The sequence below is a fragment of the Methylovirgula sp. genome (assembly GCF_037200945.1).
In the GTDB taxonomy this organism is placed as follows: Bacteria; Pseudomonadota; Alphaproteobacteria; order Rhizobiales; family Beijerinckiaceae; genus Methylovirgula.
In genome coordinates this window covers 3,227,320-3,238,906 of the sequence record NZ_JBBCGP010000001.1, presented here as the reverse complement: position 1 = coordinate 3,238,906, position 11,587 = coordinate 3,227,320, and the positions used below count along the sequence as shown (strand labels likewise).

Genomic DNA, 11,587 nt, shown 5'->3' with positions numbered 1-11,587 from the left:
CGCGCCAAAAGGTCAATGCCCAGTTTGACGCAGAGTGCGCTTCCGCGCCGCACCAACGGCGCGGGCAGTGCAGCATTTTGAGCGCGCTGACTTATGCCGCGCCGAGCGCCGTCAATATCCGCGCCCAGCTTCGCGCGCCCTTATGAAATGATGAAAGCTCGTACTTCTCGTTCGGCGAATGGATACGATCGTCTTCGAGGCCGAAGCCGATCATCAGGCTTTCCATGCCGAGGTCGCGTTTGAACGCGCCGACGATCGGGATCGAGCCGCCCGAGCCGATCAGCACCGGCTCCTTGCCCCATTCGTCGTGCAACGCCGCACGGGCACGCGTGAGCGGCGCCGAGTCGAACGGCAATTGCAGCGCCGCGGAGCCGCCATGCGCCATGAACTCGGCGTGGCAATCGGCCGGCAGATGCGCCTTGACGAAAGCGCGGAAGTTCGCGGCGATCTTCTCGGGGTCCTGGGCACCGACGAGACGGAAGGAGATTTTGGCGCTGGCCTGCGCCGGGAGCACCGTCTTGAATCCCTTGCCGGTATAACCGCCGATGATGCCGTTGATCTCGCAGGTCGGTCGCGCCCAGATCATTTCGAGCACGCTGCGGCCTTTCTCGCCCACCGGAACGGAAAGACCGACATCCTTGAGGAATTGCGCGCCGTCGAAGCCAATCTCGCGCCATTGCGCGGCGATCTCCGCCGGCAATTCGGCGACGCCATCGTAAAAGCCGGGCAGGGTGACGCGGCCATTTTCGTCGTGCAGATCGGCGATGATTTTCGTCAGCACATGGACCGGATTGACCGCCGCGCCGCCGAACAGACCGGAATGAAGGTCGCGATCCGCGCCCTTGATGACGACTTCCTGCGTCACGATTCCACGCAACATGGTGGTGATGGCCGGCGTGGCGCGATCAAGCATGCTCGTATCGCAGATCAGCGCGACGTCGGCGCGGAGTTCATCCCTATTCTCCGCGAGGAAGGCGGGCAACGAGTGCGAACCTGATTCCTCTTCACCCTCCAAGAGAATGGTTATGTCGCAAGGGAAATCGCCGGTTTCTTTCAACGCCCGACACGCCTCGACGAAGGTCATCAACTGGCCCTTGTCGTCAGAGGTGCCGCGGCCGACGATCTGGGTGCCTGTCGGCGCGTCGGCAAGGCGCGGCTCGAAGGGCGGGGTCTTCCAGAGATCGAGCGGGTCGGACGGCTGGACGTCGTAATGCCCATAGAACAGTACATGCGGCGCGTTGGCGCGCCGGGCTTTCGCCTTGGCGATGACCATTGGCCGTCCGGCGGTCGGCCGCACAGAGGCTTCAAACCCGAGGCTGTGCAATTCGTCTTTCAGCCATTCCGCCGCATTTTGGCAGTCCCCGGCGTAGGCCGGATCGGTCGAGATCGATGGGATCGAGACAAGGGCGAAAAGGCGCTGCAACGCCGCGTCCAAATTCGCATCGATTTTCGCCAGCGCGGCATCGAGCTGAGCCATGCGGCCTCCGTAAGGTGTGGGATGCCGGCTGGCTTAACCGCTTGGCGTCGGAGCGGCAAGTCCTGCCGCCCAAACAAAAGGCCGGCCCTGGGGGCAGGGCCGGCCTCTCTGCTCAAAAAGAACTTCCGATCAGAAGATGTGGCGGAAGATCCAGTAGAGCGTGGCGGAGAGCGTGATCGCGCAAGGCAGGGTCAGCACCCAAGCGAGGGCGATATTGCGCAGTGTCGCAAGTTGGAGCCCCGAGCCATTCGCCGCCATCGTGCCGGCAATGCCGGACGAGAGGACGTGGGTGGTCGAGACCGGGAGACCGAAGTTGTCGGCCGCGAAGATCGTACCCATCGCGACGATTTCGGCGGCGGCGCCCTGACCATAGTTCAGATGCTCCTTGCCGATTTTTTCGCCGACGGTAACGACGATGCGCTTCCAGCCGATCATCGTGCCGAGGCCGAGCGCCAAGGCGACGCAGATCTTCACCCAGATCGGGATGAACTTCGTCGAGAGATCGAGTTCCTTCTTATAGGCGGTCAGCGTTTTCACGTCGCTCGCTGAAAGGGAGCTCGCTTTGTCTTTGCTCAGAACGCGAATCGCTTCCGAGGTCAGGTACATGTCGTTGCGGGTGTTCGAAACCTGGTTTGCCGGCACTTTGGCAAGCGAGCCGTAGGTCTGCACCTGTTTGGCGATGTCCTGGATCAGCGCGGCGAGCGACGGATAAGTGCCCTCGTTGAGCTGATGCTGGGAGACATAGGCGGTCACCGCGGGGCGGGGATCGCCGATGATGTTGTAGCCACTCGCCTTCGAATTGACGACTTTTGACGCCGCTTCCGAGGTGGCGACAAACGTCTGGATGTGATGCGGAGGCACAGCGCGGTTAAGTGCGTAGGCTGTCGGCACCGTGCCGATCAGGATCAGCATGATAAGGCCCATGCCCTTCTGACCGTCGTTCGAACCGTGCGCGAACGAAACGCCGGTGCAGGTCAGAACCAGAAGACCGCGGATCCAGGCCGGCGGCGGCTGATCGCCCTTCGGTTCTTTGAAGAGATCCGGATTCTTGATGAGAGTCTTGAAGATCAGCAGCAGAAGCGCTGAAAGGGCAAAGCCAACCAGCGGCGACAGGAGCAGCGCATAGCCGATTTCGGTCGCCTTGCCCCAATCCACGCCCGAGGTGCCGTCACGGCCACGCATAAGTGCGTTAGCAACGCCGACGCCAATGATCGAGCCGATCAACGTGTGGGAGCTCGACGCCGGGAGGCCGAGCCACCAGGTGCCGAGGTTCCAGATGATCGCGGCGATCAACATGGCGAACACCATGGCGAAACCCGCTTCTGAGCCGACCTGGAGGATCAACTCCACTGGCAGCAACGAGACGATGCCGAAGGCAACGGCACCGGTCGAGGTCAGAACGCCAAGGAAGTTGAAGGTGCCCGACCACACCACGGCGACCTGCGCCGGCAGCGAGCGGGTATAGATGACGGTGGCGACGGCATTGGCGGTATCGTGGAAGCCGTTGACGAATTCGAACCCAAGGGCAATCACCAAAGCGACGCCAAGGAGGAGGTAAGGCAGGACACTTTTGACGACCGTCCCGGTCGCTTCGACGTCATTATGCACACTAAAAGCGGCGAACAGCAGTCCGCAGCCAATAATCGTAAGAAAAACAATCACAGCCTTCATATCGATCGGATGATCGAGTTTCGGGGCAGGACCTCGCGTCTCTTGCGGGGCGGTATCAATAGATGAAAGGGAAGTCATGGCGCGCATCCTCCAAACGGCGGCGCTAACCAAACCGAAGTGCATTGCAGTTTTGTGACAAAGTTGGGGATGCGGGCGATATGGGTCCAGTTTAATGCGATTGCGAAGCGATATCTGGATTGCCGCGTATTTGCGGCGCTGCGGCGTAGAAGGCGCACCCGCCTACTTACGCCGACGGGGCGCGGCGGAAGCCGGCACCATATTCGTAAAGATCGACAGGCTTGATGGACAGGCCGCTCTGTTTGGCCCAGCACCGCCGAGCGAAGTTGATGACGGCGTGCGCCTTTTTACCCGGCTTCATAAAGAAGAATGGCTCGATCCCGGCGCCATTGAAGCGCGGCTTAAACGCGAAATCGACTTCGATGTCGATCTTTGGATCGTCGAAGTCGAAGATCGCCTCGGCCGCAATTTTCTCGATCTCGCAGACGCGTCCTGATGCCTTTGTAGCGCCGGAGCCACGCCGCGCTTTTCTTTCCAATCTTTTAAAATCCGTTGAGAAAGCATTAACCAACCCGGGGTGACGCTTGTCCTCACGGGCTCGGCGTGATGCGGAGAATAGGGACGGACGCAGGGCCGCGTGGAGGTCAAACCATGGGCGAGCTGTTAGCTTTTAGGGCGCAAACGCGCGTTGCGCGCAGCGCAGCGCCGCGCGGCGAGGAGGCGGAAATTCTCTTCTTTACGGGTGTGCGTTACATTCGCACAGAGACTTATCACGAGGCCGCCATTCGATCCGATCGCATGGACACAAAGCGCAAAAGTGTCGCCCAGCGCGAGCAGGCGCCGCATTAATTGTCTTGCGCAATTGTTTCGGGGGCGCAGGCGACCGATTTGACTTCCGCCTCGGCCTCAGCGCGTTCGCTCGGATAGGCCGAAAGAGCGTTGATCAGGACGAAGCCCTTGGCGTCCGGGGCGACGAGGCGCAATTCCTTCAACGGCTGATCATTTTCATCGTCGTCATTATCTTCATCGTCTTGCTGCGCGGCGTCGAGTTCTGCCTGCGTCATGATGGTGACGTCGATCGTTCCGTGCAGTGAGGCACGATCGGTCATCGAATAAAAAACCTCTCCGGTTCGCGTGCGAAACGACATCGTCAGCAAACGGTTGTCGGGAAGATCGGCGTGAACATGCAGCGGCCCGTCGGAAAGGTCGTAAAGGCACACAGCTTGCGCCAAGGCCGGATCCGCGAACGGTTCAATTTCATGACCAGGCTGCGCCTGCGGCAAGAGCGTCGTCTTGCCCGGTTTCGCCAGCGTAGCGAAACGCTGATAAGCGTCATGCGCAGCGACATGCGGCATCATCAATATCGAGACGATATGAACAAGGCCTGCGACGCAGAGAACGCCGGCCAAATAAAGCAGCAAGCTGAAGAAGCGGTCACCCAGGCTCATGAGCACCTGCCACGCTGGATTTTCGGCAGTGCCGCCGCCTCGACTTTTGTCGTGCCGAAGTCAAGCAGCGTATCATAGAGACGAAGCATCAGAGCGAAGCGCCTGGTGTCGCCGACGGGCAGCCAATTGCCGGGCCGTGCCTGGCGGCTGACGTCGATAGCGAACGTCCCGTCCGCTGCACGAACGACCTCCCGCGACGTGAAGCCGAATTTTTGCGGCTGGTTGGAAATCAAAAATCCCTTTGGCGATACGATCGTCAAAGTCCAGTAACGCGTTGGTGGGACCGTGCCGCTGATTGTGTAATCGCATTCAGGCCGCAGCGGCGCATCCTCGCTATCGGTGCGCGCAATGAAGCTGAGGCCTTCGGCGCTGCCGAGCGGCAACTCGGCCGTGCGGGCAATGATCGCATGGGCATAGGGATCGATATCCATGGTTCCCGCTTTTGGCTGGCCAAGCCAGGGGCCGGCGCGGGCCGTATCGAAACCGATGCCACGATCGAGCACGCGCGCGGTGATGAGGAAGCCGAGCAATGTGCCGACAAGGACGGTGAGAATGAATTTGATGAGAGTCAACGCACCAGGCCTTCAGCACTCATTGCGGCGCAGGTCCATCCTGCCGGTTGCTCGCGACGTTATGCGCCGCCGTCTCGATGCCAGCGAGGACATCGGCGGAATGGCGTGACAGCGCTGCAGGGTGGCGCGGCGGAGGCGGCCCCGCGTCCGCGGTTGCTGCCACCGGCGGCGCTTTAACGGCGACGGGCGGGGGCGGTAATCCCGGCAGTGGTTTCAATTCGATGCCCTGATGCGCATAGGCCATGATGATGTGCCAGGTCATCGCCGGCAGCGAGCCACCAGTCATGTTGTCGGTCGGCGTGTCGTCGTCGTTTCCAAACCAGATCGTGCCGACGAAATTACCCGAATAGCCATTGAACCAGGCGTCCTTGAAGCCGTTCGTCGTGCCGGTTTTTCCGGCGATATCCACATTATCGAGCTTAGCGCGCTGCGCGGTGCCGTCCTGTACGACATTGCGCATCATCGTCACCATGTCGATGATTTTATCCTTGTCGAAGACCTGTCGCGGCGGGGGATTGTCACGCTGATAGCTGTAAACGAGATCGCCGTGGCTGTTGTAGATTTCGACCGCGGCGTGCGGGGTTATATGCTTGCCGCCGTTGGCAAAGGTGGCGTAGGCGCCGGACATTTCGATCACATTCACATCGTCGGCGCCGATCGGCAATGAGACAGTGTCGGGCAACGGCGTGCTGATCCCCATCTTGCGGGCCGTCTCGATGATTTTAGCGCGGCCGCGTTTGGCTTCCTCGTAGACATTGTTGTGACCGGGCACTGAATTCGCCGCGCCGATCGCGATCGACAGCCGCACGGCCACCGTGTTGAGTGAATGCGTCAGCGCGGTGATGAGCGGAACGTTGCCCATATATTTGTTGCCGAAGTTATGCGGGCACCAATTTCCGATACAGACCGGCGCGTCGAGAACGACCGTCGTTGGCTTGTACTTGCCCGTCAGCAGTGCGGTCAGATAGACGATTGGCTTGAACGATGAGCCCGGCTGGCGCATGGCATCGGTGGCGCGATTGAACTGACTCTCGCCATAGTCCTGGCCGCCGATGAGCGTGCGGACTGCGCCGGTCGAAGGGTCGAGAATGACCATGGCCGATTGTTTGACATGGTAGCCTGGACCGAATTCGCGAAGCTGGTTGGCAATCGTCATGTCCGCGTATTGCTGCAGATTTGAATCGAGCGCTGTCCGCACGGTCAGCACGCGATTGTTGCCGAGCTTGCCTGCGGCCGAGAGCTGATGCACTTCGCTATAGGCCCAATCGAGGTACCAGTCCGGCGAATAGGTTTGGCCGCGTGCGACCGGCGTCGCAGGATTTCGCACCGCGGCATAGATTTGACCTTCGGTCAGATAGCCGGCGTCGACGAGATTATTCAGCACCTCATTGGCACGGGCGCGGGCGGCAGGCAGATTGACGTGCGGCGCATATTTGGTCGGCGCTTTAAAGAGACCCGCGAGCATGGCGGCCTCGGCAAGGCTGACATCGCGGACCGACTTGCCGAAATAGAATTGCGACGCGGCTTGAATTCCAAATGTGCCGCCGCCCATATAGACGCGGTCGAGATAGAGCTGGAGGATTTCACGCTTGGTCAGATGGCCTTCGAGCCAGAGCGCGAGATAGGCTTCCTTGACCTTGCGGGTCAGCGTCCGCTCATTGGATAGAAAGATGTTTTTGGCGAGCTGCTGCGTGAGCGAGGAGCCGCCCTGGACCACGCCGTTGGCCTTCGCATCGACCATCAGCGCGCGGAAAACGCCAACGAAATCGATGCCGATATGTTCGAAGAAGCGCCGGTCTTCGGTGGCGATCACTGCGTCGATCAAATATTTCGGCATCTGCTCGATCGGCACGGAATCATCGTGTTTGATCCCGCGCCGGCCAACGATCTGGCCATAGCTGTCGAGAAAGGTGACGGCGAGGTCTTCCTTTTTCAGCCAATCGGCGCCGGCGGTATCCTCGAAGGCCGGGATGGCGAAGAAAAGGGCGATTAGCCCGATCACGACGGCGATGTTCGAGCCTTCGCAGAAGAGTTCGACGAGCAACCGCCGCCAGCCGGACACATGCAGCCGGTCCATGAAGGCGATGAGCGAGGCATAGGCACTGCGCGAGCGCTCCCCCGACTCGAACATGGAAGAGTCGAAAAAGGCGTCGATTTCGAGTAGGGCGCGGGAGGCCCGTTTATAGAGCCTGGACGAACGCAGCCTGTCCAAAACACTCATGCCGCTGTGGCTTTCTTCTGGGCCGAGACCGGAATGGATTGCAATTTTAAAGCATCGGACCGAAAAGTGCGAAGCGGTTTTCGGGCAAATGCGATGTGACCGAAAGACTTAAGGCCAGCTTCCTCTTCGCGTAAACGGGCGGCCGCTAGGCGCCATTCTGCGATTATGGGTTCGGGACGGGCCGCGGGCAAAGGCACAGACATGGCTCAAGAACCACAGCGTCGGGGCAAGAGCATGGCAAAGACGGATGCCTATTGGGAGAAGCCGCTCGGAGACTTGACCGCGGCGGAGTGGGAAAGCCTTTGTGACGGCTGCGGCCGCTGCTGTCTCGTTAAGCTGGAAGACGAGGACACCGGCCGCATCTATTTCACCGACGTGGCCTGTCGGCTGCTCGACGTCGAGACCTGCCGCTGTGCCGATTATGCCCATCGCCGTCGCAAGGTCCGCGATTGTCTCAAACTCACGCCAGACCTGGCGGCATCACTTCATTGGCTGCCGCCGACCTGCGCCTATCGGCTACGAGCGGAGGGCCGGCCGCTGGCCTGGTGGCATCCACTTGTCTCCGGCTCGCCGGAGACCGTTCACGAGGCGGGAATTTCGGTACGCGGCCGGGTCGAACTGACCGAGACCGATCTCAAGGTCGATGATTATACCAACCACATCGTCAGTTGGCCGGGCCGTTCGCCCCGCGCCGCGCGGAAGCGTTCCGCGTAAACGTCAGCCGAACGGAGAAGCGCGATCTTTCAGCGAATGCGATAGGGCCTGATTTACCAAGGCAAAAGCTCAATGCCAGAGTGTTTTGCAAGCCAAGTAGCCCGGCCGACGACACAGAAACCCTTGTTATTTCACCAGAAATAAAGGTCTTCTCGGGGCGTTGCGAGCCAAAAATTGCGCGATGCACCGATCACTTTGCTATTAACTGTAAGAACTCTTTACCAATAGAGGCTTTAGCTACGGGCATCAGATTTCAAGGACTGCGCCCGTGACCACACGTTTCGACCCCTCATCGATTTTACGCGCCGGCCGCGCGTTTGTGGCCGACCTTATTTTCCACGCCCGGCACGAACTTTCGCGCTTTAAATCCGATCAACGTGGCAATGTCGCGATGATCTTCGCCTTATGCTCGATTCCGATCCTCTTCGCGGTTGGTGCAGGGATTGATTACACCAACGCCACGCGGCGCAAGGCCAAGCTCGACGCGATCGCTGATACGGTCGCGCTGTCCACGGTCACGCTTTCGGGGAGCCCGCCGGCCTACTCACCCATACCGGGCGAGGGATTGGATCAGACAGATGCGCAGACCCGGGCGCAACTGATGTTCAATTCTCTCGCCAGCGCTGTGATCGGCGCGACCAACGTTCATGGAACGGTGACGGTTACTGACGGGACCAACTCGTCGCAGCCCCCGCGTTCAACGAAGGTCGTATACACCGCAAACTCGATCGATGCCTTCGGCGGCATCATCGGCATGAAAACAATTCCGATCGGCAACGGAGCCGGTGGCGCCGTGGCGCAAGTGTCTATAGCGCCCAACATCAATTTTTACATCCTGGCGGATTCGTCGCCGTCCATGGCGATTCCAGCCTCGGCTCAGAACATTACCGATATGTTCAATTACACATCGAGCGGCACGGGGGGCGGTGGGGATAACGAAGGCGGTTGCTCCTTCGCTTGCCATGAATCCGATTACAAAACGTGGGTTTTGCCTGGAAATTCTTCTTGTATTGGGGTCAACGCCAACTCAGGCTCGGTTACGACAGGGAGCGGGAAGAATAAAAAAACTCAGACATTCACTTACTACACGGCAGGAACTTCCAAAAATCCCGGTTACGTCGATGATTACACTTATGCGGAATGCGTGCAGGGCATGACACTTCGTATCGATAATCTGCGTGCCGCCGTCCAACAGCTTGGCCCCTATGCGACAAGTATGAGCCAAGGGAGCGGAAGCACATTAGGCAATGGCGCGGTGTATCAGATGTCGGTCGCCACATTCGATACCGATTGGACGACCGCATCCCCATGCAATTCTGGCAATCCGCCGCTACATTTTATCTCTGGGGGAAGTTCCCTGACACCGCAGGATATGTCCACCGCTTCCACGGCTGCCGCGAATATCCAGATGCTGCAGGTGTTTGACAATGGAAGTTTCACAGGCGTGAATCAGACGTCGTCAACAGATCCCAGTCAATACCAGCAGACCTGCACGAACTTTCAGGACGGCGGTACAGCGCTCGACGCGGCCATGAAGCAAATCAGCACGCTGATGCCGACGCCGGGCAACGGAACCAAATTGCCGGGAGACACGCCGCAAGAGGTGTTGATGCTCATTACCGACGGCGTGAATGACTATCAGGTCAACGGCGGCGGACGAACCATTTCGATGATCAATACGGCAAATTGCACCGCCATCAAGCAGAAGGCGAGCGCCGCCGGGTTGCCAATTCAGATCGCCGTACTTTATCTTAACTATTCAGCTTTGCCGAGTAACAGCTTCTACAACGGCAATGTTAAGCCGTTCGATAGCAACACGGTTCCGACGCCAAATCCTAATAATGCAACCGCCCTGCAATCCTGCGCGTCGTCGCCGTCTCTCTATACCGAGGTCTCGACGGACCAGGATATTAGCACGGCGCTGCAGTCGCTTTTCACTGCCGCAGCGAACCAGGCAGCCCATTTAACCGAATAGGTCGCAAAACTATCTGAAATGTTTTGGCCGGGCTTGTCCCGGCCATTTGCGTGGTTGAATCCAGTCAATACCGCTCGAGGTTTCACAACGTTCAGACGATTTCACGGCGATCTGGCGAGAGTGCAAGGCCGTAATATAAGTCGGAATAATTTGGTCTCAATGACGTCAAGACGTGACGCGTTTGACCCGGTCGAGTATAGCTGACTATTGCGGACATTCGTTGACGACAGGGACGCAGGTACCTGTCCGCGGGTACAGATAGATCGAGTCGGAGAGTGTCATCGGTCGAATGATCTTATAGCCAAGGATCGGCGTGTAGCCGTAGCTGACCTGCCCGTAGATAATTGTGATGTTTGCCCCTGCCAAGCTGCTCGGAAGTGTGAACGCAGAGCCAGCGACCAAAGCATTATTATTGTTGGGCCAGGATTGACTCCAATTTACCGTCGCATTGCCGTTCGAATCCGTTACAATTTGCGATACGGTCACTGTCAGAGTGGTTGACGGGTACGGCGCTATAACTTGCGCCGCTGCCGCCAGATCCGTCTGAATCGTGGACGCCGGGACTAAGCCGGTTGAAACGGTCTCTCTAGTGACGAGATCGGTAATCGTGCGCGCCGTGATCGTGACCCTGTGGCTGATCGAAACCGCTTGGCCGACCTGCGTCACGCCCACAAAGACGAACAGCATAATCGGCAAGGTCAATGCGAACTCGACCGCCGCAATCCCTTTTTCATGGGATGTGAAGCGTGTCAGGTTATCGTATAAAAGGTGCGAGCGCATCATTGTTGGCCTGGCTCGTTTTTGAACACCGCAGTTCCGATCAGCAGGCGCTTGCCGTTCGCCAGATCGGCGAGGTTGAAGCTCATCGGGCTTCCGAAGACCGGCCATTCGTACATGACCTGGAGGATCACGGTGTTCGGGGTCAAACCGTGCGATCCGGTGCTGTAGCTCCATTGGTTCTGCTGAAGCGTGGTATAGGTCGGCGCTGAAGTGTTCACGCCGCTGAATGAACTCGCGGCCTGCATGTTGACCATCAGGTTTGAACAATTGAAGAGCGCGGGCAGATAGCTACAGACTTTCTGGGTAAACTGAGCCTGTGTCAGGTAACCGGTCTGACCCACAGTACTCGATACCTGGCCGGTCATGACGAGGCGACCCGCTTCATCTGTCGCATAGTCCAATTCCTGCTCAGCCAACAGAACGAGCGCAGCTTGCAGCGACGCCATAATGATCGCGAAAAGCGGCAAGGCGACCATCGCGAATTCCACCGCGGCCGCGCCGTCTTGATCGCGCACGAATCGGCGCGGCAATTTCGGCCAGCGGAAGCGCTTTCTGGAGGCATGATCTGGTTCAGCGGTCATAGCCAAGCGTCAGGGGTCTCGGAAACATTTTGTCTCGAAAGACCCTATCCGATGGAAATTGCGCAATAGTTACGGGAACGCCTCTATTCGAGTAAACGAACCGTTGCGTCGAGAGGGTAGGCTTTGCAAA

The 11,587-nt window shown here is 58.9% G+C and carries 11 protein-coding genes; 4 read left to right on the top strand and 7 right to left on the bottom strand.

All coding sequences use genetic code 11. The features are described from left to right. Positions 1-91 precede the first annotated feature (91 nt). Both WDN02_RS15785 and WDN02_RS15780 read right to left on the bottom strand, forming a co-directional pair. Positions 92-1,477: a M20/M25/M40 family metallo-hydrolase gene (locus tag WDN02_RS15785; RefSeq protein ID WP_337294391.1), complete on the bottom strand. Its 1,386-nt coding sequence runs from the start codon at positions 1,475-1,477 to the stop codon at positions 92-94. A 129-nt stretch (positions 1,478-1,606) separates the two neighbouring features. Further along, positions 1,607-3,148: an inorganic phosphate transporter gene (locus WDN02_RS15780; protein ID WP_337294967.1), complete on the bottom strand. Its 1,542-nt coding sequence runs from the start codon at positions 3,146-3,148 to the stop codon at positions 1,607-1,609. Between the two features lie 172 nt (positions 3,149-3,320). On the opposite strand from WDN02_RS15780, the gene WDN02_RS15775 reads away from it, so the two are divergent. Continuing rightward, on the top strand, positions 3,321-3,662 hold the full coding sequence (locus tag WDN02_RS15775) for a DUF1491 family protein (RefSeq protein WP_337294390.1): 342 nt from the start codon (positions 3,321-3,323) through the stop codon (positions 3,660-3,662). Positions 3,663-3,817: 155 nt separating this feature from the next. Then, a complete protein-coding gene (locus WDN02_RS15770; RefSeq protein ID WP_337294389.1) occupies positions 3,818-4,015 on the top strand; it encodes a hypothetical protein in 198 nt (65 codons plus the stop codon). On the opposite strand, the gene WDN02_RS15765 is transcribed toward WDN02_RS15770, so the two are convergent. From WDN02_RS15765 to WDN02_RS15755, 3 genes are read right to left on the bottom strand one after another with little or no spacing between them, the layout of a single operon-like run. Next, complete coding sequence (locus WDN02_RS15765; RefSeq protein WP_337294388.1) at positions 4,012-4,614, bottom strand: hypothetical protein; 603 nt, start codon at positions 4,612-4,614, stop codon at positions 4,012-4,014. The two genes, WDN02_RS15770 and WDN02_RS15765, sit on opposite strands and share 4 nt — an antisense overlap. Beyond that, positions 4,611-5,186, bottom strand: a complete 576-nt coding sequence (locus WDN02_RS15760; RefSeq protein ID WP_337294387.1) for a DUF1214 domain-containing protein — start codon at positions 5,184-5,186, stop codon at positions 4,611-4,613. The genes WDN02_RS15765 and WDN02_RS15760 overlap by 4 nt, the downstream gene beginning before the upstream one ends. Before the next feature lie 19 nt (positions 5,187-5,205). Beyond that, positions 5,206-7,407, bottom strand: a complete 2,202-nt coding sequence (locus tag WDN02_RS15755; RefSeq protein WP_337294386.1) for a PBP1A family penicillin-binding protein — start codon at positions 7,405-7,407, stop codon at positions 5,206-5,208. A gap of 234 nt (positions 7,408-7,641) precedes the next feature. On the opposite strand from WDN02_RS15755, the gene WDN02_RS15750 reads away from it, so the two are divergent. Together WDN02_RS15750 and WDN02_RS15745 are read left to right on the top strand one after the other, a co-directional pair. Then, complete coding sequence (locus WDN02_RS15750) at positions 7,642-8,121, top strand: YcgN family cysteine cluster protein (protein ID WP_337294385.1); 480 nt, start codon at positions 7,642-7,644, stop codon at positions 8,119-8,121. Positions 8,122-8,389: 268 nt separating this feature from the next. After that, positions 8,390-10,096, top strand: a complete 1,707-nt coding sequence (locus WDN02_RS15745; protein WP_337294384.1) for a TadE/TadG family type IV pilus assembly protein — start codon at positions 8,390-8,392, stop codon at positions 10,094-10,096. A gap of 204 nt (positions 10,097-10,300) precedes the next feature. On the opposite strand, the gene WDN02_RS15740 is transcribed toward WDN02_RS15745, so the two are convergent. Next, positions 10,301-10,879, bottom strand: a complete 579-nt coding sequence (locus WDN02_RS15740; protein WP_337294383.1) for a TadE/TadG family type IV pilus assembly protein — start codon at positions 10,877-10,879, stop codon at positions 10,301-10,303. After that, positions 10,876-11,457, bottom strand: coding sequence for a TadE/TadG family type IV pilus assembly protein (locus WDN02_RS15735; RefSeq protein WP_337294966.1), 582 nt, complete (start codon positions 11,455-11,457; stop codon positions 10,876-10,878). The genes WDN02_RS15740 and WDN02_RS15735 overlap by 4 nt, the downstream gene beginning before the upstream one ends. Positions 11,458-11,587: the final 130 nt, after the last annotated feature.